This window comes from Hyphomicrobium sp. MC1 (assembly GCF_000253295.1).
Lineage (GTDB): Bacteria > Pseudomonadota > Alphaproteobacteria > Rhizobiales > Hyphomicrobiaceae > Hyphomicrobium_B.
The window spans coordinates 264111-289645 of the sequence record NC_015717.1 but is presented as its reverse complement, the minus strand read 5'-3'; the positions used below and the strand labels follow the sequence as shown (position 1 = coordinate 289645).

Here is a 25535-nt window from a genome sequence, read left to right as displayed (position 1 = left end):
CGATTTGGTGTTGTAGCAGCCGCACAGCCCAAAGCTGTGCGGTGCAATCCATTTTTGACCTGGCGCAGATCGCCGGGAGGCGTCTTGCGCCGTGATTTTGCTGCGACAGAGCGCCTTTTTGAGGCACACTCCTGCCCAATCTGTGATCGCTAAAATGCTGAAAACGCTTTGGATATACCGTTTACGCATAACGGTTATTCCGCCACCAAGCGTTGCAGAAAAAGCCCATTTCGCAGATGCAAAAGAATTGCCGGGGCGGCGATTGATGGAAAAGGTGCGATGGGCAAACCCGAATTCATTGGCAAGAAGTCGAAAGCCGCTGGCGGCTGGGGCGCACTGAAAAGCTGCGGGAAAAAACTTCTCGCAAGCGGCGCGCCGCTGTCCGGCGCCGTCACGATGCTAAAGGCCAACCAGCCCGACGGTTTCGATTGCCCGGGTTGCGCATGGGGCGATCCCGAGCACGGCTCATCGTTTGAGTTCTGCGAGAACGGCGTCAAGGCCGTCGCCTGGGAATCGACGGACAAGCGCGTCCATCCCGACTTCTTCAAAAGCCACACCGTCACCGAGCTTCGCACCTGGACCGACTACGAAGTCGAACGCGCCGGCCGCCTGACCAACCCGATGCGTTACGACCGCGCAACCGACCGCTACGTTCAAGTCACCTGGGACGAGGCTTTCTCGGAAATTGGTCAGGTCCTGCGGAGCCTCGACAGTCCCGACCGCGCTGAATTCTACACCTCCGGTCGCGCATCTAACGAAGCCGCCTATATCTATCAGCTCTTCGTCCGCCTCTACGGCACGAACAATTTCCCCGATTGCTCCAACATGTGCCATGAGGCGAGTGGCGTAGCGCTTGAGCAAGCCGTCGGCATCGGTAAGGGCTCCGTTCTGCTCGAAGACTTCGAGAAGGCTGACGCCATCTTCGTCATTGGGCAAAACCCCGGCACCAATCACCCGCGCATGCTGGGTGATCTCCGTCGTGCCGCGCTACGCGGCGCCAAGATCGCGGTCTTCAATCCGGTCCGCGAAAAAGGACTTGAGCGCTTCGCCGACCCACAAGACAAGCTCGAAATGATCACCGGCGGCAGCACTGCGATCGCCAATGAATATTATCAGGTCCGTCTCGGCGGCGACATGGCCGCCATCCGCGGTATCGCCAAAGCCGTGTTGGCAGCCGATGACGCCGCAATTGCCGCCGGGCACGCCTCGCTTCTCGATCGCGCATTTCTGAAGCAGCACACAACCAGCTTCGAAGCCTATCGCGCCGCCGTCGACGCGACGACGTGGGAACATATCGAAGATCAGTCCGGCATGTCGCGCGAGCAGCTCGAAGGCCTGGCGAAAATCTATATCGAATCCAACCGCACGATCTGCACATGGGCAATGGGTGTCACCCAGCACCGCCACTCGGTGCAGACGATCCGCGAGATTGCGAATTTCCTGTTCCTCCGCGGCAACGTCGGTCGCCCCGGCACCGGTCTATGCCCTGTGCGCGGCCACTCTAATGTGCAGGGCGACCGCACGGTCGGCATCAACGAAAAGCCGTCGAAGGCTTTCCTTGACGCGATGGAAAAAGAATTCCGCGTGCCTATGCCCCGCAAATCCGGCCATAATGTTCTGGCCGCCATCGGCGCCATGCTCGACGGCACGGCGCAAGCGTTTATCGGCCTCGGCGGCAACTTCGCCCGCGCGACGCCCGACAGCCCGTTGATCGCCAAAGCGCTGATGAACCAGAAGCTGACGGTCAACATCGCAACCAAGCTCAATCATGGCCATCTGCTGCCGGGCGAAGTGAGCTATGTGCTCCCTTGCCTCGGCCGCACCGAGATCGACCGCAACTCCGATGGCGTCGCGCAGATCGTGACGGTCGAAGATTCGATGAGCATGGTGCATGGCTCGGGCGGCATCAACAAACCGGCTTCGCCAGAGCTGAAGTCTGAAATCGCCATCATTGCGGGTATCGCCGAAGCGACCGTCGGCTCCGAGATCGTCGACTGGAAAGGCCTCGCCCACCATTACGATCGCATCCGCGATCTGATCGCGCGAACCATTCCTGGCTTCCACGACTTCAACACGCGCGTTCGCAAGCCACGCGGCTTCCGCCTGCCGAACGGCCCAGCCGAACGCATCTGGAATACGCACTCGGGCAAGGCGACGTTCTCGGACTGCGAGCTTCCCGTAAAGACCGAGCATCAGCGCGCGCTCGGCGAGCACGGGACGTTCGTGCTTCAGACGTTCCGCTCTCACGACCAGTATAACACCACGGTCTACGGCCTCGACGACCGCTATCGCGGCATCTACGGTGAGCGCCGCGTCGTGTTCGTCAACCCGGACGACCTCGCCGAGATTGGCGCCAATGCCGGTGATCGCGTCGATATCATCGGCCTGCACGACGACGGCGTCGAACGCATCGCCGAAAGCTTCCGCGTCGTGCCCTACCAGCTGCCGCGCGGCTCCGTCGCCGGTTACTATCCCGAATTGAACGTGCTCGTACCGATTTCAACGGCGGGTGAACTCAGCGATACACCGACGTCAAAATCGGTTCTCGTGACCTTCCGGCTGTCCGAGCAAGCTCAGGCCGCATGAGTTCCGCGCCTGAAAGCGAACTCACCGAAGACGATTTTCTCGAAGCCGTCTCCGCAATCCGCTTCGTCGCGCCCGATCTTTCACCGATCGGCGCGGCGATGCTGGCTGCAATTCATTTCGGCATCGCCAACGATAGTCGCGCCTTTTCACTGAAGCTCGGCGTCGAGCATGCGCTCACGCTACGCGAAGTCACGGCACTATCGAGTCCCGAGCTTGGACTTTTGAATATCGTCAGCCGTAGTGAGCGCACACAACGCACGCACTTTGCGTTGACTGACAAAAGCAATCAGCTCATTGCGCGCGCATTCGCTTCAAATTGAACGAATGCCGCGCCCATATCGCTCGCGACAATGTGATAATCTCTGAAACGCGCTTCCGCTCAAACGCGGAAATGCACGCTTTCTTGCGATGAACACCGACCAATCGGCATATGCTTTCCAGCATGCGTATAGAGCTGATGGCTTCAGTGTCTTCGATCTGACGTGAGCATGTGCTACGGTGTTGCGTGTGGGGGAAGAAAGTTCGGGAGTGAACCGATGGACTCTTCTCGCGCGTACCTGCCAGACGCACTCGATCGCATGACGATCGTCCTCGAACGCGCCGCCAAAGAGCTCAATCTCGCTGGCTTGCCGTCTTCAGAAAAAGAGCGACTGGCTGTCTGCATTCTCTCGGTCGGAAACACATATACCGACGTCAATCGCCTGCTCGAAAAATCAGTCCGCATTTATCTTCGCGCCCGCACGGCGAGTATCACGCAGCGACGTCAGCCTGCCGAAGTGACCGCCTTCTTCTAATCTTGCGTCGGCGGCAAACTCGGAATCACGTCATTATCGGCATCCGTCTGCGTCACGACGCCGTTTCGTTCCGACAAACTCTTGTCGTTGTCGATGCTGTAGCCGACCGCAAACAGCATCCCCAGCACAAAAACGGCCAACAGCCAAGGGAACGGGCCGTGCTCCGTTACACCATGGAAGCTGCGTGGCGTTGATCGAGGCGTTCGGACCATACGTCCTCCGGAACGTTTCTTTCGTTCCCTCCGAACCCGCCATCATCGTCGAAGTTCCACGCTTTCAATATTTGCCACGCTGCTCCAGAGCGCGCCAAATCATCACGGTCGAACGAATTGGATGATTTCGAACTGAGCCGGGCTCAGTGCCCGCTCCACGGCATGATCGGAACCGTCGAAATGGCGTTGTAGGGCGAGCCGTCGACCAACCGGTCGCTGATCGCGACGTAAACCAGCGTGTTGCGCTTTTTGTCGATGGCTCGGTAAACGTGCGTGTGCTTGAAGAACAGCGACGTGCTTTCCGAATAGACTTTCTCTTCGTCGGCGAGCTTCGCAATGTCGACGGTGATCGGACCGACTTGGCGACAAGCAATAGAAAATCTCGACGGATCTTCAGCGATTCCGAACGTGCCCTTGAGACCGCCCGTCCTAGCCTGACTGATGTGGCAGGCTACGCCAGGAACTTTAGGATCGTCAAAAGCGCTGATGCAGACCTTGTCGTTGGCACCGATCAGCCGGAACGTCGTGCTGATGCAGCCGATGTCATCCGCCCTGGCGCCCGGAGCGTCGGCCATCCAAAGCCCGAGAGCCGCTGCCAACCAAGTATATCGCATCGAATATCTCCATTCCGATTGTTCGTCGAAGAATGGAGAAAGTGGCCATTGCCCAAGAAACGTGCAAGGCCGAGGCACGCTTGTGCGCGCCGTCAGCCCGCAGCGATCAAACGCTCAAGCTCGGCAAGATAAACCTGATCGACCTCACGCATTTCGCTCGTCAGGTCTTCACTGTGAAGCCGCTCTTCGGCCTCAGCCTTTTGCAGCCTGAGCAGATCCAGCAATCCCATTCCCGCCTCCATGGTCGCTTCCCCAAAAAGGCTACACCGAACCATGCTCTGCGCGAAGACAAGCGCAGAGCATGCAGGATTTATGTTGTGGATTGTCGATTCGCTCTAAACGCGGATACGCGCCTGATACCGCTACTTTCGTTGCTTGAGATAGCGCGCCGGAACTTCGCCCGCATCGACCAGCGCCTGCACGCATTCGGTGGAGAGCACGCGGCGATTGCTCTCGAAGCAACGGCGAAGCTCTGCGCTTCCCTGCTTGTACTTCGCGCAGAGGCTTCCATAGTCTGCCGAACAGGCATCCTTGACCTTCTGTGAATAGGCCAGGGCCGATGTGCTCACGAGGCCGACCGCACCTGCGGCAATTACAAGGTTCAGCGCGATTTTACTTTTCTTCATTGCGTCCTTCCCAACAACTTGCCCCTCAACTTTCTTAACCCGAATTGCCAATGCCACGACATTGGTTTCCACGCCACGCATTTTGCACGGATAGAGCCTAATGTGGCACTTCGCGCTATGAACCTGCGATGAACCCGCGTTGTCTCCGCGGCATCTTGCAACCCATTTCAAGATAACCATATTTTTGCCGCGATGAACCTTCGCGTTTGCTGGCCGCCAGAAAGCCCTTAATGTCGCTGGCATGTGCGGTTGCACCGGATTTGGTTCGCAAATCTTCGGGACAGGGTCGCAATGACGGATGGACTGAGCGTTGGTTGGCGTTGGAAATCGCTACGCAGCGGCATCTGCGGCAGCGCCGTATTGGCTATGTCGCTACTTTCGAATTCCGCCGCCTATGCCGTTAGCGATCGCGTCAAAAGTGCCTGCCGAAACGACTATTTTCAACATTGCAGCCAATACATGGTCGGCAGTGAAGAGCTTCGCCAATGCATGCGCAAGGTCGGCGAAGACCTCTCGACACCATGCCTTGTAGCCCTGGTTCAGGACGGCGAGATCACCAAGCAGGACGTTGAACGCCACAACGCTGCGAAGACTGCGGTCGAGAAGACCGGAACAGCGAAGACTGGGCCAACCAAAAAGACCAGGGTCGGCCAGGCTGCAAACGATGCGATGGAAGACCCCAAGGCCGCGGCGGCCAAGGCGACAGCCCCTCAGACCGTGAAATCGCATAAGACGACCGGCAAGAAAAAACTTGCCAAGAAGACGGACGCAGAGAGCGCCGCGAAACCAAAGAGCGCAACTGAGCCAGCCGTGACGTCGGTCAAAACCCACCACTCCGGGAAGAAAACCAAATCGGCGAAATCGACGAAGGCAGCCAAGACGACCGCTAAAAAACCGATCTCTGGCAAAAAGGCGAAGGCCACCTCGGCTAAACCTGCAAAGCCCACCGCAACCGCGAAGGCGAAAACTGCCGCGACGACCGCCGCCAAAAAGGCTTCGCACTCCAAAAAGACCGCCAAGACCGCTCATGCCAAAACCAAGTCCGCAAAGACGGCGAGCAGCGCCGGGACAGCCGTTAAAGCCAAGAAAACCTCAAAGAAAAAGAGCACGGCCAAACACGCAACAAAACCTGTTGACGCGACGGCGCCTTAAGGATTTTGACAAAGCGCAAACGACCGCCGCGCAGGACAGGCGATCGTAGTCAGGCACTCCGCCCTTCAGGCCAGCCCAATGGGAGAATTCATGTCAGGCCATTTCCACGCTGTCGTTTGGATCGATCACCACGAAGCCCGCGTTTTCCACTTCAGCGCTTCAGAGGCCGATACCATCGTTGTCCATCCCAAGGATCCTGTCCGCCACATCCATCACAAGGCGAATTCCATCGGCAGCGGCCACGCGAGCGAAGATCAGGAATTTCTGCAAAATGTCACGAATGCGCTCGCAGATGCCGGAGCCATTCTCGTCACCGGCCCGGCCAACGAAAAGAACGTCCTTGTAAACCATATCGCACAGCACGCACCTGCGCTGAAGGCAAAGATCCAAGGCGTCGAAACGCTCGGCCATCCGACGGACGGTGAGGTGCTGGCGTTGGCACGCAAATTCTTCTGGGAAGACCACCAGGAACCGCCCCGTGTCAGCTAACCACGATGGGTCGAGCCTCCTATAGCGGCTTGCTTCGCGGCATTGCTAAAACGCCCGATTAACGGCGGCGCGGATAGCGACAGATCGCGGATGGCGCGCTAGATTTCCCCTCCAACGAGCAAAAACGTCGACGGACCGATCCCCAAGGGAAAAAGTATCTATGTCGAACAAAGACCCGATGAGCTGGATGTTGTCCGAGGCCGTCGAATCCCTCGCCCGCGCCGAACGCATGCATCGCCAGTTTTTCCGGCTGCAGCCTTCGGGGCCAGCGAACGAACCTTCGTGGGAACCGCCTATTGACGTTCTGGAGACCGAAACCGAAATCCTGGTGTTCGTGGCGTTGCCGGGCGTCGATCCCGACAACGTCACAGCCGCCATTGACAACGGCGTTCTTGTCGTCTCGGGGCGCCGTGTCCTGCCGCGCGAGCTTCGCGACGCAATCATCCACCGCCTCGAGCTGCCGCAGGGCCGCTTCGAGCGCCGCCTTCAATTGCCGGCGGGCCGCTACGCCGTGCGGCAGTTCGTACAAAATGGCTGCCTTGTCTTTTCGCTGACAAAGGCCGGTTGAGGAATTCCAGATGAAGACACTCGGTGAGACGAACCCACCAACGTCGGAAGGCTCTGCGCCTTCGAGTCAGGGCGCTACGCCGAACATTGCACTGCCGTCGGACGCACTGATCCTCGTGCCGGTTCGCAAGCTTGTGCTTTTTCCCGGCCTCATTCTGCCGATCACCGTCGGCCGCGCGAAATCCATTTCCGCAGTTCAGCAGGCCGTGCGTGAGGAACGCCAGATCGGCATCGTCCTGCAACGCGATCCGGAAAATGACGATCCCGGCCCCGACGATCTGCACCGCGTCGGCACACTTGCCAACATCATCCGCTACATCGCGGCACCCGACGGAACGCATCACATCGTCGTCCAGGGCGTGCAGCGCATTCGCATTCTGGATTTCCTTCCCGGCACCCCGTTCCCAGTGGCTCGCGTCGTCAATATTCCCGAGCCCGAAACGCGCTCGACGGAAATTGAAGCGCGCTTCCGCAATCTGCAGGCCCAGGCGCTCGAAGCCGTTCAGCTTCTGCCGCAAGCTCCGCCGGAACTGATCACGACGATCCAGAACGCGACATCTCCAGCCACCCTCGCCGATCTCGCGGCAGGCTACATGGATATCCCGTCCGAGCAGAAGCAGTCGATCCTCGAAACCGTCGACCTCTCGACGCGCATAGACCGCGTCTCGGCGCTCCTTGCCGAGCGCATCGAAGTCATGCGTCTCACCCAGGAAATCGGCCGACAGACCAAGGCCGCCTTCGACGAGCGTCAGCGCGAAGCCGTGCTGCGCGAGCAGATGGCCGCCATTCAGCGCCAGCTTGGCGAAGGCGACGGCAAATCGCAGGAGGTCGCCGAGCTGACGGAGGCCATCGCCAAAGCGAAAATGCCGCCCGAGGTCGAGAGCCAGGCCAAGAAGGAACTCGCACGCTATCAGCGCATGCCGGAAGCGGCAGGCGAAGCAGGCATGATCCGCACCTATCTCGACTGGCTGATCGAATTGCCGTGGAGCTTGCCGGAAGCAAAGCCGATCGACATCGCCGAAGCCCGGCGCATCCTCGATCAGGATCACTTCGGCCTCGAAAAGATCAAGACGCGCATCATCGAATACCTCGCGGTGCGCAAGCTGGCCCCTCAGGGCAAGGCTCCGATCCTGTGCTTCGTTGGTCCTCCAGGCGTCGGCAAGACGTCACTCGGCCAGTCGATCGCGCGCGCCATGGGCCGTCCGTTCGTACGCGTAAGCCTCGGCGGCGTTCACGATGAAGCCGAAATCCGCGGCCATCGCCGCACGTATGTCGGCGCGCTGCCGGGCAACATCATTCAAGGCATCAAGAAAGCCGGGGCGCGTAATTGCGTCATGATGCTTGACGAAATCGACAAGATGGGCCGCGGCATCCAGGGCGATCCATCGGCCGCAATGCTGGAAGTCCTCGATCCTGAACAGAACAGCACCTTCCGCGACAACTATCTCGGCGTGCCGTTCGACTTGAGCCGCGTCGTTTTCATTGCGACGGCGAACATGCTGGACACAATTCCTGGCCCGCTGCGCGACCGCATGGAGATCATCAGCCTTGCGGGCTATACGGAAACGGAAAAGTTGCAGATCGCGCGCCGCTATCTCGTCAAACGCCAGCTCGAGGCCAACGGCCTGAAGCCCGAGCAAGCCGATATTGACGACGAAGCAATCGCCGCGATCATTCGGGGTTACACCCGTGAGGCCGGCGTCCGCAATCTCGAACGCGATATCGGTCAGGTCTTCCGCCACGCCGCCGTGCAGATCGCGGAAGGCAGCACCCAGCATGTCCATATCGGCGTCGCGGACGTCAGCGCGACGCTTGGACAGCCACGCTTCGAGAACGAAGTCGCCATGCGCACGAGCGTCCCGGGCGTCGCGACCGGCCTCGCCTGGACACCCGTCGGCGGCGACATCCTGTTCATCGAAGCGACCCGCGCACCCGGCAAAGGCGGCCTGATCCTGACCGGCCAGCTCGGAGACGTCATGCGTGAAAGCGCCCAGGCGGCGATGACGCTCGTCAAGAGCCGCGCGACCTCGCTCGGTATCGATCCCGCCATTTTCGAACGAAACGATATCCATGTGCACGTCCCCGCCGGGGCTACGCCAAAGGACGGCCCGAGCGCGGGCGTCGCGATGTTCATGGCGCTCGTCTCGCTGCTGACGAACCGCACGATCCGCAGCGACACCGCAATGACCGGCGAAATCTCGCTGCGCGGCCTCGTGTTGCCGGTCGGCGGCATCAAGGAAAAAGTTGTTGCAGCAGCCGCGGCCGGCATAACCCGCGTGATGCTGCCCGCCCGTAACCGCCGCGACTACGACGACATCCCCGAGGATGCACGCAACCGCCTGGAGTTTGTCTGGCTCGAACGCGTCGATGATGCCGTCGCGGCCGCCCTCGAAAGTGCGCCTGCCGAAAAAGTGGAGACGTGATCTCGCGCTCGCCGTGCGATATGGAATTGCAATTGCGGCCAAGCCCTAGCAATCATACGGTAGATGAGCGAAACCGCACTTTCCAAAAGAGTCGTCTACGCCGCCCTCATCGGCAATCTGCTCGTCGCCGCCACTAAATTTGTCGCCGCGGCGGCGACCGGAAGCTCGTCGATGCTGAGCGAGGCGGTGCATTCGCTGGTCGACACCGGCAACGAAGCTCTGCTGCTCTATGGCTATTTCCGCTCCAGCCGCCGCCCCGACGACACACATCCTCTGGGGTATGGCCGCGAACTGTATTTCTGGAGCTTCATCGTCTCGTTGCTGCTGTTCGCGATCGGCGCTGGCGTGTCCATCTACGAAGGCATCGATCATATCATCGAGCCGAATCCCATCACCAATCCAGGCGTCAACTATATCGTATTGGCGATGTCGGCGGTCTTCGAGGGAACGTCTTGGTGGATTGCGCTGAAGCGCTTCGGTAAGCTGAAGGGCCGGCGCGGATACTGGGAAACGGTGCGCGACAGCAAAGATCCGCCCTCGTTCATGGTGCTGTTCGAAGACACTGCAGCGCTCATCGGTATTGCAATTGCGGCGGCCGGAAACTTCGCCGCACAGCATTGGGATATTTCCTGGGTCGATGGCGCAGCGTCGATTCTCATCGGCATCGTTCTCGCCATCGCCGCCACCGTCCTTGCACGCGAGAACAAGGCGCTCCTTATCGGCGAACGTGCCAGCGATGAAGTGATCAGTTCGATCCTCTCCCTCGCGATCAGTGAACAGAGCGTTGACGGCGCCAATAACGTCTTCGCGCTGCATTTGGCGCCCGATCAGATTCTGGTCGCACTGAGCCTAGAATTCTCCGATGAACTTCGCACGCCGCAAATTGAAGCCGCTGTCGTCCGTCTCGAAGAGCGAATTCGCGCCAAGCACCCGGAGGTCATATCGCTCTTCATCAAACCGCAAACGCGCCGCACGTTCGAAAAAATGCGCGCCGAATTCTATGGCGATAGCGAGGAAACCGGCTGACGACGCAACAGCGGAAACGTCGTCGACATCGACCTATCAGCGACCAAAACCTTGCGATCGCGGGGTTGCGTGCGATGTGCGTAACGCGAATCGAAGCGGCAACGTAACGCTTCTGTATGTTCCCAGTGATCCCAACCCTTCGCATGTGCCCGCCAAGCTACCGGTCCAGCCAATCCGCCTCCTTCATGAAACGAGGACACGAACCGTGAAAGCTTCTATTATCCTCGCCCTCGCAGTCTCTTTCTTGGCGGCCCATGCCGCGCAGGGGGCTCCCTTGGAATCGACGTCCGCTTCGACGACTTATCACCGCGTTGCGGTCGACGGCGTCGGCATTTTTTATCGCGAGGCCGGCCCGAAGAACGCACCGGCGATCGTTCTGCTGCATGGATTCCGTCCGCCTCTCGCGAGTTCGACACGCTCATTCCTCTGCTCGCGACGCGCTATCATGTGATAGCGCCGGACTTTCCAGGATTCGGCCAGAGCGATGCGCCCTCTCCATCATCCTATGCTTACACATTCGATCATCTCGCGAAGACGATGAACGTTCTTCTCGACCAACTCGATATCAAGACGTACTCGTTCTATCTGCACGATTACGGTGGACCTGTCGGATTCCGCATCATGCTCGCGCATCCGGAGCGCGTTCAGTCGCTCATCATCCAGAACGCGAACGTCTACAAGGAAGGTCTGGGAACGAAGTGGGCGGCTATCGCGAAGTACTGGTCCGATCCGAAGGCCCCCCCCCCGAAGTATTTGAAGCATTTGTTTCGCGGACAGCGACCGAGCAGCGCCACACCTTGGGCACATCGCATCCGGAGCGTTACAATCCGGATACGTGGACGGACGAGTACGCTCATCTCTCAAAACCCGGACAGCACGCCATACAATCCGCGCTTCTCTACGATTATCGCACGAACGTCGCATCCTATCCGGAATGGCAAGCGTGGCTGCGGGCGCACAAGCCGCCGACGCTGGTGGTGTGGGGACGGAATGATCCCTCGTTCATTGCGCCGGGTGCCGAAGCATTCAAGCGCGACCTACCCGATGCCGAAATACATTTGCTTGATGCAGGACACTTCGCGCTGGACGAGAAAAATGACGACATCGCTCGTCTGATACTCCAATTCCTGGCGAAACATGTCGACCGGGCCGCGCCCTAAGAAGCGGCGGCACCCTCCGGGCGGAAAGTAACGAACCGATCGCAACACACGTAGTGCTCGATAGCAACGCAGTCATGCTTGCCGCGATCTCTCATGTTCGCTCAACTTTCCAAAAATTCAACCCGGAGCATCCGATGGCCCCCCGCATCGCAATCATATTAACCGGCGTCTTGATCGCCGCAGGAAGCAGCGTCGCGCAGGCAAAGCCTCACGCCAAGAATCCCGATAAGGCACAGATCGTCGCCGTAGATCGCTTCAGCGCCAAGGCGGCGCATTTACAATTGCGCACCTCAACCAATGGCATCCCAGGCCCCAATAAGCCCGTCGATTTCGACAAAGGCCCTTTCATTACCACCGGGCTGTCACCGACCACGGGCAAGCCGGTGCGCTATTACAATTTCGATGTCCAGAATCTGACCCCTGCTCCCGTTTATGTCTTCTATCGCAAGGGTGAGAAAAGCCCGATCTCAGGTCAGCTCGACATCATCGACAATCTGCCGGGAGAAAAGGGCTATAACGATTTCCGCCAAGTCTACAAAGTCTCGGTTCCATCCGATTATGTGGTGAACTCAATCACCGATAAAACTCAATTGCGCCAGTCCGGTTACGCGATCGAGAAAACCGACACCCTGCTCAACATGCCTGTGGTTCCCGACAAATCGGTTGCGCGACAACGTCTGAACGGTGAGAGCGCCGAACTGCAGCGCGCCTGGTACAAGGGCAAAGTTGCGAAGTATTTCGCTTTCAACGAAGCGCCGCTTTCTGTGGCTGGGGCGGACGTCCCCATTTCGCCGATCTACGTAACTTTCAATGTCAATCCCAATGAGCCGAAGGGCGGTCCAGGTTCGGGTTTCCGCAGCGAACCCAACTCCCCGCAAACCCACAACGTCCCAGCCACGCTTCCTGGCGAAGAAGGTTATTCGCCGCTGTGGTCGGTCAACGTCTACGACAATGCCGATTGGTCGAAAGTCAGCAATCTCGATACCGCGCAGAACGCCAAGTTGCTCGGCCCAGGGGTCGCAAACGTCAATTGCCCGATCGTTTTCGTCACCCCTTGACGTGACAAGAATGCGGAGACCCCGGGGCCTCTGACACTCCTGCACTTCGCCGCGCGTGAGCCCCGTTACCGGCCACGCCGGCGAATTCGCCCTATAAGCTGCACGCGGGATGACGGCATCGTCGTCCCGCGGTCAACAGAAGTCGAGATGGTTCACGCCGTGCGCGGAGCTTGCTGCGCAGAAACCGACGGGCGAGCGAAACGGCTCGCGATGACGGACAGAATCAACAACCCAGCAAACGAAACGGCGTTGACTTCAAACACTCTGGCGACGGTTGCGACCGAGAAGGCATCATCCGAGCTTCCAAGCGGGATGCCTGCGACGTAGAGCGCCAGTTCATAGGCTGCGAAAGCCAGCACGAACGAGACGGTCAGAAGCACCGGCCAAGCGCGGGTCATCCCAGTTGCAAGCCGAGCAGCAGCGAATGCAGCGATCGTTGCGACGCCGATCGCCGCGCCCCAGGCATACGACTCGAACGTGTGCGGATAGCTCAGGAACGCATAACCGACGATCTGGTTGGTGAGCCACGCCGTGACGACGAGCGCCAATCCCGTGCGAGCATCCATTCGTGTCGCCGCCAGCGCTGCAATAGCGGCGAGCGGCGCTGCGCAGGCGAACACGAAGCTGCCGCCAACGCTCAAAGCTGCGATGAGGGCCACCCAAATGGCACTCATGGCAAGCGAGGAGGAAAACGTTTGATCGTCAAATCGGGAACCAAATTTCATTGTCATGTCCTTCTGAAATCGTTCCCTGGCGGACGAAAGCGCCGGGACGGGAGGCTATCCGTAAATACCATAGCCGTCGCCCGCCAGAGAAGCCCTTAGTTCGTAAACCTGATGCCGCCATAGGCGCCGATGCCGGTCGCCAGGAAGCCGTCAGGAATCTCGTAGTGCTCGTCGAAAAGGTTATCGATGCGGCCGTAGATGCTCATATTGTCGGTCAGCTTGTAGTCGGCCGCGACGTTGACCACCGTGAAGCTCGGCAAGAACTCGTTCTCGAATGTCGCGCGATTGATGTCGAGCGAGTCACCGTAGTAGAGCACCGCACCCGTCAGGAGCAGCTTCTCCGTCGGCGTCCACCCGAGAGTGACGCTCGCCTTGTTGTGCGGGCGGCGCAGAAGCCATCCGCCCGTATCTTCGTTGGTTGCCTGCGTGTAGGTATAATCCGCACGGATACGAAGATCCTTCGTCAAATCCGCTGAAATAAACGCTTCGACGCCATCCGTTTTCGCCTTACCGACATTGGCATACGTTGAAACGAAGGTCGTTGGATCGTAAGTGCTCTCGATCAGATCGGTAATATCGTTCCGGAAGTAGGTGGCGCCAAACTGTGCACGGCCACCGAAAATTGCTTGCTCGAAGCCGACATCGTAACCGGTATTTTCCTCCGGTTTGAGATCAGGGTTTCCATAGAAAAAGTAAGCGGGATAATCCTGAAACCGCTGGCTGAGGCTTGGGGCTTTGAAGCCCGTGCCAATGCTGCCTTTGATCTTGGTTCCCGTGCTCTCGATTACATACGCGGGCGCAACGCGCCAAGTCGTATGACCGCCGAAGTTCTCGTTATCATCGTAGCGCACGTTCGCCGCGACGAAGAGATTGCGAATGACCTCAGCCTGAAGCTCCGTATAGACACCGTTGTTCCACTCCTCTGCGAATGTGTGCTGGCCCTCATAGAAAGAACCGCCACCGGAAAAGACCTCATTGATCTGGCGGCCATCAAATTGCTCGATCTGATGTTCGGCGCCTGTAACCAGCGTATAGCCCGGCGCGAGGTTCCAAACATTGCGCCAATCGTACTTAACCCGGTCGCCTTGATAGTAGCTGTTGCCAGTGAGGTTGACGTGGTCGATATTATCGGTCTGAGAGTTGGAATAATTGATGCCGAAATAGTTCGTCAGATTGCTGAACGTGCGCCAGACTACTTCGCTGCGCGAGTAAAAATCATCGACGTCGGAACCCGATTGATATGGCGCCGGATAAGATGTGTTTGTGAACGGATCGTAAGCGTCACCCGTGTAATGCAGCGTGCCGTCGGTGTATCGGGCGACGAGATTGACCGTCACATCCTTGGTGATATCGACACCGACTTTCGATGAGTAGGTCCGGTTATCGTATCGGTTCGAATGACGCTGCTCTCCCGGAAGAAGTAAATTCTCGGGTGTCACGGGGATGTCGTCGGCGCGAAAATGCGAGACATTGAAGTAGTAGTTGTACTTGTTCGTGCCGCCGCTGATGCTCGCAGCCTGATTGAACGTTCCAAATGAGCCACCCTCGACCATGGCAGTCGCCTTCGGCGGACCATAGCCCCTCTTCGTGTAAATCAGGATCACGCCACCGAGCGCATCGGCGCCGTAAAGACCACTCTGCGGACCACGCAAAACTTCGACGCGTTCGATATCCATGGCGAGCATCTGGCCCAGATCGAACGTACGATTGGGTGTGGTCGGATCGCTGACGTCGATGCCGTCGATCAGAATCTTCGTGTGATTGGAGTTCGTTCCGCGCATGAATACCGACGTCTGACCGCCAGGACCGCCGGTCTGCACAATGTTGAGGCCGGGAACCATCTTCAAAACGTCAGGCAGCGTGCGGCGCTGTTGAGCCGCGATTTCTTTTGCGGTGATAACGGTGACAGAACTTCCGATCTGATCGACGGACTCGGGCGTACCCGTTGGAGACACCGCGATGTCAGAGGAATCGACGGTCGCCGAAGAATCGCTGGAATTCGAAGCGGCCGGCGTTGAAATCTGTTGGGCCGCTGCCGGCGCCTTGACCTTTTTGGACGGCGCATCGCTGTCGTCGTCTGCCATGACGTTGACCGCCGGCAACTTGGTATTCGGCGAAGCTGGAACTTGCGCGCTCGCTTCCTGAGCTGAAATTCCAACTGTTGCAAAGGCTAATGCTATCCGCATTTTTCGCCGTCTTGACACGCGCAGCATGAGACCCCCGAGGCGCTGAATCGGGGTGAGTTTCCAATTCGATCTGCAGATGTGCGGGATACGAGCGCGCAGACGCTGCGACGCGGCTCTTGAAAGCTGCGTCCCATGAATATCTGCACACTTGAAAGTTCTTATCCGCTCAGCATAACGACCTGCACGACCGAAGTGGTTGCCCACCGGTTGACATACAGCCGCCGCTACGGGTTTCCGCTCTACCGCGCCCTGCGCACGGGAGATGGGCAGCTTGTGCCGGCAGGTCTCCTGACTTGCGGCTCAGGCGTCTTCTCCGGCCTTCCCGAATATCTCTATTGCGAGATCTTCAGTGGCTTTTAGTCGGAGCCGACTCGCCGCTTACAGTTGCGAGGGCAGTCTCGGCATTGGCGCAAGAAGCGCCGCACCGCGTTCCCTTTTCATGACCACTCAGCTTTCGCCGAGGGCCAACCGTCACGCCAACATTAAAGAAATAAGTTCGCCGGGCTGTCAATTGGGCTTAGCTCGGCCCGGACTTAAAGGTCGCAAGCGACGATGCCTAATTAACACTCCCGCTCAACGGGGCCGCTCCGATATGCCATGACGTGCGTTCCTCCGCACGCGAACGCTTCCCCTTAACCGCAACGTCAGACGTCACACGCGCACCGCATGACGGGCACGACCCTCCACTCCAAAGACACGCTCGTAGCGTTTCATTTCCGCAGACTCCCCTGTGGCTTTCGCGGAATTGTCAGACAGCTTGACCGCCGGTTTGCCATTGACGCGCGTGACCTTGCAGACAAGCGAGATCGCATCAAGACCAGGAGCGCCGTCCGGATCGCAGCCGCGAAAATCATTGGTGAGATTGGTGCCCCAGCCAAAGCTGGTTCGCACCCGCCCGTGAAAATGACGATACGTGTCTTCGATACTGTCGATATCCATACCGTCGGAGAAGATTAGTAGTTTTCCGCGCGGATCGACACCGTGCGCCTTCCACCAAGCGATAATCTGTTCTCCACCCTCGATCGGAGGCGCGCTGTCCGGGCGAAAGCCAGTCCATCCTGCAAGCCAATCGGGCGCGCGCGCCAGAAAGGCTTTGGTCCCGAAAGTATCGGGCAACGCGATCAGCAGATTTCCGCGGTATTCCTGCCGCCATTGCTCCAAGACACGATAGGGCGCCTTCGCCAAATCCTCGTCACTATCGGCAAGAGCGGCTTCCACCATCGGCAATTCGTGAGCGTTGGTGCCGATAGCTTCTAAATCGGCGTCCATTGCGAGCAGCACATTCGACGTTCCGATAAAGTGTCCGTCCAGCCCTTCTTTCAGTGCTTCGACGCACCAACGTTGCCATAGAAATCCGTGCCGACGCCGCGTGCCGAAGTCGGAAACGACAACGTCCGGCAGAGCGCGCAGCCGCTCCACCTTCTGCCAGAGCTTCGCCTTGGCGCGCGCGTAGAGCACGTCGAGCGCAAAGCGACCCTTGGCGCGCATCGCGGCGCGCGACCTGAGTTCGTTGACGATCGCCAACGCCGGAATTTCCCACATGGTCGTATGGGTCCAAGGCCCCGCGAAATCGAGTTCATACTGACCATCGACTTTGCGAAGCTCATAATCCGGCAACTGAAAATCGGCGAGCCATGCGATAAAGTCGGCACCGAACATCTGCGTTTCGCCGTAAAAGCTGTTACCGGCGAGCCAGATCAGCTCCTTCTTGGTAAAACGTAGAGCACGCGCATGATCGAGCTGAGCACGCAACTCGCCCTCATCGATGATGTCGGCAAGACGCACATCCTTCGAGCGGTTTATGAGCGAGAAAGTCACCCGCACGTCCGGGTGGACCTTGCGGATCATTTGCAGCATCAGCAATTTGTAGAAATCGGTATCGAGCAAACTGCGGATGATCGGATCGAGCCGAAAATTGTGATTGTAGGTACGCGTCGCAATGTCGGTGACGGTCATGATGTCAATCTAAGATGATGCGCTAAATGATGAGCTACAGCAAACGCCAAAGTTATCAGCAGCAATAGTGGATAAGCCCTGAAGCGCCATACCTCCAACAGTCCTATTTGCACATGGCATTGTGAAGCCGGTTCATCAGATCTACGGCATCCGTCACGGTATCTGGAGAGACTGCAGCCTCAAGAACCTCCTCAATCCGCATCACCTCAGCATTTGCCGCCTCGGCCTTCAGACGCCCTTTGGGCGTTAAACGCGCAAGCTGCCGGCGACCATGATGAGCGTCCTGTCGGCGCTCCACGAGCTTCCATCCTTCCAGCTTCGCCAAAACGCCCTGCATCGATTGCGGCGTTATGAATGCGCGCTCTGCAAGATCAGCGTTGGTCTGGTCCGGCCTCGCATTCAATTGGGCGAGCACCGCATATTGCGCAGGATTGAGCCCAAGGGGCTTTAAAGCCTCCTCCAAACGGCGATGCAGCGCATGCTGAGCAAGCTTCAGCCGGTAACCCAGCAGCGGGGTCATGTCCTTGTTCATTGCAATATCAGCCGCCTTATATTATATCAGGTGACTGATATTATCACCGCACGCCAAGGAGGCAACGATGAGCAGACTGACTGGACCCGATTTTATCGCCATCCAAACCGAAGACCTTCAAGCTGCCCGAGCCTTCTATGGCGACAAGTTGGGCCTGCCCCTGTTGCAAGAGACGCCCGAAGCGGTCGTCTTCAACAGCAAGCCTGTTCCGTTTGCGGTCCGAAAGCCGCTGATGGATCTGGAAGCCGCTCAAGGAAAATTGGGCTGGGGCATTGCGCTATGGTTCGCCTGCGATGATGCCGACGCGCTGCACGAAGAATTAGAGGCAGCAGGAACACCCATCATCTTCTCGCCGAAGGACGGCCCATTCGGAAGGTATTTCGCGTTCCGCGATCCATTTGGCTACACGATCACGGCGCATACCGCATAACACGCTAATGGATAGGCATTGCAAATCGCGAAAGCAGACTTCGACAAATTCGAGGCGCGGCGGAAACGTGATCTCAAGATTCCAGATGCAGCGGAAAGCAATTTCCACCGGCCCCAGCCCATACCCAATCGATTAAAGAGGGAAATCTGCGGCACAAGCATCAGTCGTTCGCAAGGGTAGTCAAAACTGGCGGTGCGGACGGTCTGACGCGAACTCGTCTCTGACAGAGAAATCCCTGCAAACAGTAAAATATCAGGGAGATTGGTGGAAATAGGTTGGCTAAGCAATCTGCTGTCGCGGCTTTGACCCTAAATTCGCGGGTATTTTTGACCGATAGGCGATCGTAATACCTATACCTCGTAACACAGAATAACAGGGATGCCCCGAGGCCTAGTCGGCGAACCACTTTCTGTCGACTGATCCGGGGTGCGCCCGACGGCAGCGCCATCCGGATTAGCTCCTGGTTCATCCGATGAGCAGACAGCCACCGTGCCAGACGGCGCTCCTGGCACCGCAGCGGAGGTCTCCGAATCCTCGGAGTGGCACTTCCTAAAATCTTCGGGAGAGGAAGAAGCGGACAGCTCCCGACTATCTGTCGTGATAGCTACTAAGGTCTGTCGGCAAAACGGAAAGGGCAACTATCGCTTCGTTGTCCCATCGATTTCTTCAAAACTTACAGACCGCCGGAAACATGCCCACAGACGTCACCGAAGTTTACAGCACTCGCGGTGCGGAGCGACTCGGGCGGAGCGGCGTCAAACGCGAGCTTTGACCACTTCTAGGTCGAGATTAAATTCGGAAGCCACTGATTAAAAGTTCGTCGATCAAGCCAAAACGCTGTTTTCGCGACGCCTGACCATGTCGGTTAGCAGGACTTATGGCCTGAAAACCGCAGAAATAAGCGAACTCTTCAAAAACCTCCCATGCAAGAAAAACGACCACGGAGCGAATATATTTTAATCTTGAAGATTAATTAGTTTCATACATTATGTAGCTATATTGCGCTGGCAAATCGGCGAGAACGCGAAGTTTTCGGCAGGTTAACGAAGGGAAATCGAGGATGGCGTCGACAACGGGGAACACGGAATCTACCTCCGTTTCGAAGCCTCAACGCATACGGTGGGCAATTTCCTTCGTGCTCTTCCTTGCCGTGATCTCGGCATTCTTCGACCGGATTAGCATCGCGGTCTTATTTACCAACGTTAGCTTCCAGAACGATATGGGCATTGGCTACAATCCCGCGCTCCTCGGATTGCTGATGACATCCTTCGTATTCGCATACGGACTTTCCGGCCTCTTCCTCAGCTTCGTGGGAGACCTCTACGGTCCTCGGCGTGGACTGGCCTGGGGTAGCGCGCTTTGGGGCGTCTCGATGCTCTTGATGGGCTCCGCGGGAAGCTTCGCTTCGATGCTCGTCTATCGCATCATCTTAGGCATTACCGAAGGCCCCCAATTCGCTCTGATCAACACACTCATCAAGCGTTGGTTTCCGGCGCGAGAGCAGGCGCGTGCGAATTCGATATGGATGATGGGGAGCCCGCTAGGTTCCGCCATCGGCTTTCCAATCACGATCTATCTCGCGGCAAACTATGGCTGGCGCACATCATTCTACGTCCTCGCGGCCCTCAACCTTCTTATCGTCTTGCCGCTCGTGTTGCTGCTTGTCCGCGACAGACCGGACACGCCCGTAGCACCGGTTGTAAAGATCGCAGAGACGACGAGCTATCTCGATCAGGTTCGCCTCTTCTTCTACGATTGGCGCTTTTGGATGCTCGTCATCTTCAACTCCTCGGCGCTCGTCTATCTCTGGGGCCTCAATGGCTGGCTACCGAGTTATCTGATCAAAGTCCGGCACTTTGATTTGAAGCAAGCCGGTATCTACTCTTCGTTGCCATTCATCTTCATGTTCGCAGGCGAAGTTCTGTCCGCCATTCTCTCCGATCGCATCGGCCGCCGCGCTACCGTCTGCTTCCTATCGCTATTTGGCGCTGGCATTTCGATGTATCTCGTCTCAACGATCGAGGACAACTACACGGCCGCCTTCATGATCGCAGTAAGCGCCTTCTTCTGGGGTAGCGCTCTGCCATCGCTGTTCGCCTTGGGACTGGAAATTCTACCCGCACGTGCCGTCGGAGCGGGCGTCGGTGTCTACAATGGCGTTGGCAACCTTATCGGGGCATTCGCCCCCCTCGCGATGGGCCTCATCATCGCAAAAACGGGCGACTACGACGCGGGGCTGCTCGTGATTGTCGGCGCAGCCATACTCGGCTCCGTCTCGATGCTGCCCCTCATGTTCAAGAATAGCCGCGCTGGCACTGTCGACTCGCTCGAAGGGAGTCTTCCTAGTGCTTGAGAACATCCTTGCAGTGGTTACCGCGACCTCAAACACCACCGACGATCCGTCGATCGCAGCGATGCTCACCCCCCGTTTGCATCAAAGCATTTCGCGACGGTCGTCTGCCGACGTTGACTACCGCGAAGGCACACACACGAGCAGCCCAGATTATATTCGGCGGTTTTTCCCCCGGACCGCCAAGGTGTGGAGGCGACGGGAGATAGAAATATGAAAAGCTGAGATCAGGTCCGCCAGCGTTCCTGGCACACTCGCCACGGCAGGCTCTTAGAAACGCGCCGCCGCTTCCTCCTCTCACCTCACCGGGCACATGCCCGCCGCGACGGATCGCCTCCGCGCCAGATGGCGCATGTCGAAATTCTTGGCGCTCGATTTCAATGGAGATCACGATGACCAGCACGAGTAACAAACTTAAATCCGGCATTCTGGCCCTCGCCGCCCTCTCGGCTTCTGTAGCCCCTACCTTTGCCGCCTCCTGGACACCTCCCGGTGTTACCATGGGTATGCCGCTCGGCGCCGCGCTGCCGCCGGGAATTTATGTCTCCAACCTTACCCACTACGGTCAGGGAGACGGCAAATCCATCACCGCCGACGTCCCGTCGATCACGTGGTCGTCCGGAAAAGAAATCTTCGGCGCTAAGTATTCTGCCTCGCTCGTCCTCGAAGCATTGGAACTGGATTTTACGATCCCGAAGTCGATGCACAAAAACGGATTGTTCAACGTATTACTCATTCCGGCCCAGTTGTCATGGAACCTCGGCCAGGGTTTCTTCTTTTCTTGGAGCGAGGGCGTCTATCTGCCCATCGAAAGCGATGTCGCCTTTTCGACTGATGGCAAGACCAGCGGCACCGGCGTCGAGACGCGCTTCGCGCTGAGCTATCTCAGCAAAGATTGGATCATGTCGGCAAATACGATCCTCGGGACCGTGACGGAAGATTCTGCCGGCTCTAAACAACCGAATTACTTCAATATCGACTGGAGCGTCGCCCGCAAGATCGGCAAATGGCAGGTTGGTGTTGTCGGTTACGGCGCATGGGACATCGAGAAGACGGAAGCCAACGCGTTCTTGGGCGCCGGCCGGTCCATCGGCGTCGGCGGTCTTATTGGCTACGACTTCGGCGGTCCGAAGCTGCTCATCGAAGCGACGCATGCAGTTGATCAGGCTGGCTTCACCAACTACCAAAAGAACGATAACCACGTTTTCGGACGTATTTCGTTTCCGATCTGGCAGCCTGAACCCGCGGCGACCGCTTCTCTGAAATAGCCGCAGCGGAATATCGCGGGTAGGTCGCCCAAAGACCCTTTAGACACCCTTAGACCTCAGTCGACGCCGGCGCTTTCATGCGTCGGCGTAGGCGTCTCGGCTCCTCTGACACTTCCACCCGAAACGTCTTCCACGATGAAAACAATCCGGTGTTCCTCGACAGCGAAAGCGCGAAGCGCAACCGGAACGACAGAAAGACCCAACATGCGCGTTGCAATCTTCAATATTTCGAAAATTCTGAGCGGCGACCTCGCCTCACCCATTGCTGAGGGAAATACCGTGCTGACGGATAACGGCAAGATCGTTGCGGTCGGCGGCGACTTCTCGGAGGATGACTTCGACGTCTGCATCGACGCTGCGGGAATGATGGCCATGCCGGGCCTGATCGATTCTCACGTCCACATAACTTTCGGCGATTATACGCCCCGCCAGAAAACCGTCGGCTTTCTGGAGAGCTACATTCACGGCGGGATCACGACTTCGATCAGCGCGTCCGAAGTTCACGTGCCGGGGCGTCCAAAGGATCCAGCTGGCGTCAAAGCCCTTGCTATCGCCGCTCGCAAATCGTTCCAAAGCTATCGACCCGGCGGCATGCACGTCCACGCCGGATCCGTCATCATCGAACCAGGTTTGACCGACGACGACTTCGCTGACCTCGCCGCCAATGGGGTATGGCTTGCGAAGGCAGGTTTTGGCGCATTTTCCTCACCCTATGAGTACGCACCGTTCGTCGAAATGGCGAAGCGTCACGGTATGATTACAATGGTTCACACTGGCGGATCATCTATCCCGGGTTCGAGTGGGATTTGGGGAGATCACGTCATCAAGATCAATCCGCACGTATCATACCACGTCAATGGCGGCCCGATCGCGATACCCGATGCCGACTTCGAACGGCTAGTGAATGAAACCGATATCGCTTTGCAGGTTTGCACGGCAGGCAACCTGCGAACGACCCTACTGGTGGCTAAGCTTCTGCGAGATGCTGACCAAGACAAACGCCTTTTGATAGCAACCGACACCCCTACGGGTAGCGGCATCATGCCCCTGGGTATTCTCTATACGATGAGCCATCTCGCATCTCTCGGCGGTGTTGCCCCCGAGATCGCCATCGCAATGGCAACGGGAAACAATGCACGTGTGTACCGACTGAATGCAGGCACTCTCCAAACGGGTCGCGACGCCGACATCGTCCTCATCGATGCGTGTCGTGGCGGATCGCAGGATGACGCGTTGGCCGCACTGAGGAACGGCGATATTCCGGGCATCGGCGCCGTCATCACGAACGGCATTCCCCGGTTTGTTGGACGTAGCCGCAATACGCCCGAGACTGTTCGGACAGCTAAGATAGCGCGCTCACGCGTCGTCCAGGATTTCAGCTCTGACCATTGATTGCCCGGGCACGGGTCTGCATCTCCCTTCGGCATTCGCGAGGTCGCATTGCCCTAGCGAACGCAAACCCTTGGGGATTGTCGAGCTATGTCCTTAATATCACTATGTGGTATGTTCATGCTGTAGTATCTATCGGGACAAAGATTCGTGCTTCCTTCCTGGGGCGACCTCCATCAGGAGGTATCGCAGCCGAATTTCATTCAGCGTTGAACCCATAATCGATGGCATCCAAACCGAGAATTTCACAGTCTCAAATCGTAACCCGAAGCAGATTCGTTTCGCCGCTGACGATATCCCGGAAGGACCTCCTCAAAGCCGGTTCCGACGATTGGCTCCGCGATGTCATCTATCGTCTGGTGCAGGCTTTAGGCCGCCTCACGACGTGTCGCGAAGCCTTCGGCAAGCAGCTTGATCTGACAAGCAGCCAATTTACGGTCCTGATGGGCGTCGCCTACCGGCAGGGCGACGAAGGCATACCGATCGCAAATTTGGCGGGTTATATTGGTCTGGCTGCAACACACGTAACGACCGAGGTCGGCCGGCTGACCCGTAAAGGTTTTCTCACGAAACGTCCGAATGGGCGCGATGGACGTAGCGTGTTGATCACTCTTTCTCCTGAAGGGGAGCGCGCCATCCAGGAGATTGCTCCGTTCGTCCGCCACATTAACGACTTCCTGTTTGCCGGGATCGAGAGGTCGGAGATCGAAACAGTTAAGACCTTCGCCGAAAATCTGCTCAGAAATTCCGAATATGCTCTGGTCGAAATTCGCATCGCTGAGGCGGCGAAGAAGACCTCGTCCGCCAGCACCTCACGTCGTCAAAAGCAGAGTTAGGAAGCACATTCGATGCCCGCTGGTGGTGAGGCTGATGAGCTGGAAGCCGCGCAATGGGATTTTGTTGTTGCTCTGTATGCAAAGCCTGGGGTTCGAGATAGCTGCTTAGCTTTGCAGAATGATGGCCGCGTAGACATCCCGGTTCTTCTTGCCGCCCTATACGCCACGATCACGCAAAATACCGCGCTCGACCTGCAGACCATTGGAGAAATGGACCACTTGGTCGAGCCACTTCGGAAAGAATACGTCCTTCCGCTGCGCGCCATGCGGACCGAGCTTAAAGCTGCCATCTCTCAGTTCGGAGGCTCTCAGCTGAAAGCATTGAGAGAGAAAATTTTGGAAGCAGAGCTTCTGGCTGAACGTGAACAGATGGTGCTCTTAAGTCGTTGTCTCTTCCAGAAGACGCAAAACTCCGAAGAGACGACAATTAACGACACACTCAAACTTGTTTGCGATTTTTACTTCCACAAATATTCCGTAGAAGAAGAGATCAGACAAAAGGCTCTGGCGTGTCTCGCAGTTTTTCCGGACGCCATTTCTTCCATGAAAAGGCCGCCGACCTATCTGTCCTCTCCCGGTTCAGGCCAGCGCAGTGCAAGATGATTTTCGATCTCGAATAAATCGAGCATGCGCCCAATCGAATGATCAATCATGTCATCGATAGATTGCGGCCTGGCGTAGAAGGCCGGAACCGGCGGCGCGATAATAGCTCCGGCCTCTGTCGCCTGTGCCATTGATCGAATATGCCCGAGATGCAGCGGCGTTTCGCGCACCATTAAGACCAAGCGCCGCCTGTCTTTAAGCGTGACGTCGGCAGCTCGGGTCAGCAAATTCGACGTGGTCCCCCACGCGATCTCGCTCAACGTCCGGATCGAGCATGGCGCCACGATCATTCCGGCGGTGATGAAAGAGCCGCTGGCAATCGCCGCACCGACGTCGTCGATCTGGTAGACAACGCTCGCCTTTGCATTAACATCCGAAACCTTAAGATCGGTTTCGGAAGCCAAGGTCATCTTAGCCGACTTGGACATCACCAGATGCGTCTCGATTCCAAGAGCGCCCAACGCATCGAGTAGACGGACCCCGTAGATGGCACCTGACGCGCCACTGATCCCTACGATAAGCTTTTTCTTCGACATTTACGCCAGCCAAATGG

General features: G+C 57.7%; 27 protein-coding genes, 1 pseudogene and 1 riboswitch. Of the genes and pseudogenes, 18 read left to right on the top strand and 10 right to left on the bottom strand.

Going from position 1 to position 25535, the window contains the following annotated elements; all coding sequences use genetic code 11:
• The first annotated feature begins 279 nt into the window (after positions 1-279).
• From HYPMC_RS01305 to HYPMC_RS01295, 3 genes are all read left to right on the top strand, one after another.
• Positions 280-2586, top strand: a complete 2307-nt coding sequence (locus tag HYPMC_RS01305) for an FdhF/YdeP family oxidoreductase (RefSeq protein ID WP_013945943.1) — start codon at positions 280-282, stop codon at positions 2584-2586.
• Positions 2583-2906, top strand: a complete 324-nt coding sequence (locus tag HYPMC_RS01300; protein ID WP_013945942.1) for a hypothetical protein — start codon at positions 2583-2585, stop codon at positions 2904-2906. The genes HYPMC_RS01305 and HYPMC_RS01300 overlap by 4 nt, the downstream gene beginning before the upstream one ends.
• A gap of 216 nt (positions 2907-3122) precedes the next feature.
• Positions 3123-3380 (top strand): hypothetical protein, encoded by a 258-nt coding sequence (locus tag HYPMC_RS01295; protein ID WP_013945941.1) that lies wholly within the window; start codon positions 3123-3125, stop codon positions 3378-3380.
• Here the strand turns inward: HYPMC_RS01295 and HYPMC_RS24030 are convergent.
• The 4 genes from HYPMC_RS24030 to HYPMC_RS01285 all read right to left on the bottom strand — a co-directional run bounded on the left by HYPMC_RS24030 (position 3377) and on the right by HYPMC_RS01285 (position 4832).
• The gene (locus tag HYPMC_RS24030; protein WP_013945940.1) at positions 3377-3592 is read right to left on the bottom strand and encodes a hypothetical protein; all 216 of its coding nucleotides are present in this window, start codon (positions 3590-3592) and stop codon (positions 3377-3379) included. The two genes, HYPMC_RS01295 and HYPMC_RS24030, sit on opposite strands and share 4 nt — an antisense overlap.
• Before the next feature lie 143 nt (positions 3593-3735).
• Positions 3736-4206, bottom strand: coding sequence for a CreA family protein (locus HYPMC_RS01290; protein WP_013945939.1), 471 nt, complete (start codon positions 4204-4206; stop codon positions 3736-3738).
• A gap of 92 nt (positions 4207-4298) precedes the next feature.
• A complete protein-coding gene (locus HYPMC_RS24025) occupies positions 4299-4436 on the bottom strand; it encodes a hypothetical protein (protein WP_013945938.1) in 138 nt (45 codons plus the stop codon).
• 132 nt (positions 4437-4568) lie between these two features.
• Entirely contained in the window at positions 4569-4832 is a 264-nt protein-coding gene (locus tag HYPMC_RS01285; RefSeq protein WP_029670784.1) for a hypothetical protein, read from the bottom strand.
• Between the two features lie 291 nt (positions 4833-5123).
• On the opposite strand from HYPMC_RS01285, the gene HYPMC_RS24535 reads away from it, so the two are divergent.
• From HYPMC_RS24535 to HYPMC_RS01245, 9 genes and pseudogenes are all read left to right on the top strand, one after another.
• Positions 5124-5984, top strand: coding sequence for a hypothetical protein (locus tag HYPMC_RS24535; RefSeq protein WP_013945935.1), 861 nt, complete (start codon positions 5124-5126; stop codon positions 5982-5984).
• 90 nt (positions 5985-6074) lie between these two features.
• Entirely contained in the window at positions 6075-6473 is a 399-nt protein-coding gene (locus HYPMC_RS01270; RefSeq protein WP_013945934.1) for a hypothetical protein, read from the top strand.
• Positions 6474-6633: 160 nt separating this feature from the next.
• Positions 6634-7041 carry an Hsp20/alpha crystallin family protein gene (locus tag HYPMC_RS01265; protein ID WP_013945933.1) on the top strand — a complete coding sequence of 136 codons (408 nt, stop codon included), beginning with the start codon at positions 6634-6636 and terminating at the stop codon, positions 7039-7041.
• Between the two features lie 10 nt (positions 7042-7051).
• Complete coding sequence (lon, locus tag HYPMC_RS01260) at positions 7052-9463, top strand: endopeptidase La (protein ID WP_013945932.1); 2412 nt, start codon at positions 7052-7054, stop codon at positions 9461-9463.
• 63 nt (positions 9464-9526) lie between these two features.
• Positions 9527-10489, top strand: a complete 963-nt coding sequence (locus HYPMC_RS01255; protein WP_013945931.1) for a cation diffusion facilitator family transporter — start codon at positions 9527-9529, stop codon at positions 10487-10489.
• 274 nt (positions 10490-10763) lie between these two features.
• Complete coding sequence (locus HYPMC_RS24605) at positions 10764-10940, top strand: alpha/beta fold hydrolase (protein WP_244420958.1); 177 nt, start codon at positions 10764-10766, stop codon at positions 10938-10940.
• Positions 10877-11209 (top strand): annotated as a pseudogene (locus HYPMC_RS24965) (alpha/beta fold hydrolase); the annotation flags it as partial. The gene HYPMC_RS24605 and the pseudogene HYPMC_RS24965, both read left to right, overlap by 64 nt.
• Positions 11188-11649, top strand: a complete 462-nt coding sequence (locus HYPMC_RS24960) for an alpha/beta fold hydrolase (RefSeq protein ID WP_371199568.1) — start codon at positions 11188-11190, stop codon at positions 11647-11649. The pseudogene HYPMC_RS24965 and the gene HYPMC_RS24960, both read left to right, overlap by 22 nt.
• Positions 11650-11783: 134 nt before the next feature.
• Complete coding sequence (locus HYPMC_RS01245; protein WP_013945930.1) at positions 11784-12707, top strand: hypothetical protein; 924 nt, start codon at positions 11784-11786, stop codon at positions 12705-12707.
• A 152-nt stretch (positions 12708-12859) separates the two neighbouring features.
• Here HYPMC_RS01245 and HYPMC_RS01240 read toward each other — a convergent pair whose 3' ends face one another.
• From HYPMC_RS01240 to HYPMC_RS01220, 4 genes are all read right to left on the bottom strand, one after another.
• Entirely contained in the window at positions 12860-13432 is a 573-nt protein-coding gene (locus HYPMC_RS01240) for a hypothetical protein (protein WP_013945929.1), read from the bottom strand.
• 95 nt (positions 13433-13527) lie between these two features.
• Positions 13528-15618: a TonB-dependent siderophore receptor gene (locus HYPMC_RS01235; RefSeq protein ID WP_244420957.1), complete on the bottom strand. Its 2091-nt coding sequence runs from the start codon at positions 15616-15618 to the stop codon at positions 13528-13530.
• A 260-nt stretch (positions 15619-15878) separates the two neighbouring features.
• Positions 15879-16106: riboswitch (cobalamin riboswitch) on the bottom strand.
• 163 nt (positions 16107-16269) lie between these two features.
• Positions 16270-17574 (bottom strand): nicotinate phosphoribosyltransferase, encoded by a 1305-nt coding sequence (gene pncB / locus HYPMC_RS01225; RefSeq protein WP_013945926.1) that lies wholly within the window; start codon positions 17572-17574, stop codon positions 16270-16272.
• A gap of 103 nt (positions 17575-17677) precedes the next feature.
• Complete coding sequence (locus tag HYPMC_RS01220) at positions 17678-18106, bottom strand: MarR family winged helix-turn-helix transcriptional regulator (RefSeq protein ID WP_013945925.1); 429 nt, start codon at positions 18104-18106, stop codon at positions 17678-17680.
• 67 nt (positions 18107-18173) lie between these two features.
• Here HYPMC_RS01220 and HYPMC_RS01215 point away from each other — a divergent pair, with 67 nt between their 5' ends.
• From HYPMC_RS01215 to HYPMC_RS23045, 3 genes are all read left to right on the top strand, one after another.
• Positions 18174-18536 carry a VOC family protein gene (locus HYPMC_RS01215; protein WP_013945924.1) on the top strand — a complete coding sequence of 121 codons (363 nt, stop codon included), beginning with the start codon at positions 18174-18176 and terminating at the stop codon, positions 18534-18536.
• 1135 nt (positions 18537-19671) lie between these two features.
• Positions 19672-20889 (top strand): MFS transporter, encoded by a 1218-nt coding sequence (locus HYPMC_RS01210; RefSeq protein WP_050976736.1) that lies wholly within the window; start codon positions 19672-19674, stop codon positions 20887-20889.
• A gap of 389 nt (positions 20890-21278) precedes the next feature.
• A complete protein-coding gene (locus HYPMC_RS23045) occupies positions 21279-22154 on the top strand; it encodes a transporter (protein WP_013945919.1) in 876 nt (291 codons plus the stop codon).
• Positions 22155-22210: 56 nt separating this feature from the next.
• On the opposite strand, the gene HYPMC_RS24020 is transcribed toward HYPMC_RS23045, so the two are convergent.
• Entirely contained in the window at positions 22211-22360 is a 150-nt protein-coding gene (locus HYPMC_RS24020) for a hypothetical protein (protein WP_155831143.1), read from the bottom strand.
• Between HYPMC_RS24020 and HYPMC_RS01195 the strand changes: the two genes are divergently transcribed.
• The 3 genes from HYPMC_RS01195 (at position 22359) to HYPMC_RS23040 (ending at position 24982) form a co-directional block, all read left to right on the top strand.
• On the top strand, positions 22359-23546 hold the full coding sequence (locus HYPMC_RS01195; RefSeq protein ID WP_013945918.1) for an amidohydrolase family protein: 1188 nt from the start codon (positions 22359-22361) through the stop codon (positions 23544-23546). The two genes, HYPMC_RS24020 and HYPMC_RS01195, sit on opposite strands and share 2 nt — an antisense overlap.
• Before the next feature lie 221 nt (positions 23547-23767).
• Positions 23768-24379 carry a MarR family winged helix-turn-helix transcriptional regulator gene (locus HYPMC_RS24840; RefSeq protein ID WP_013945916.1) on the top strand — a complete coding sequence of 204 codons (612 nt, stop codon included), beginning with the start codon at positions 23768-23770 and terminating at the stop codon, positions 24377-24379.
• 12 nt (positions 24380-24391) lie between these two features.
• The gene (locus tag HYPMC_RS23040) at positions 24392-24982 is read left to right on the top strand and encodes a TIGR02444 family protein (protein ID WP_013945915.1); all 591 of its coding nucleotides are present in this window, start codon (positions 24392-24394) and stop codon (positions 24980-24982) included.
• Here the strand turns inward: HYPMC_RS23040 and HYPMC_RS01180 are convergent.
• On the bottom strand, positions 24940-25518 hold the full coding sequence (locus HYPMC_RS01180) for a UbiX family flavin prenyltransferase (protein ID WP_013945914.1): 579 nt from the start codon (positions 25516-25518) through the stop codon (positions 24940-24942). The two genes, HYPMC_RS23040 and HYPMC_RS01180, sit on opposite strands and share 43 nt — an antisense overlap.
• Between the last annotated feature and the right edge of the window lie 17 nt (positions 25519-25535).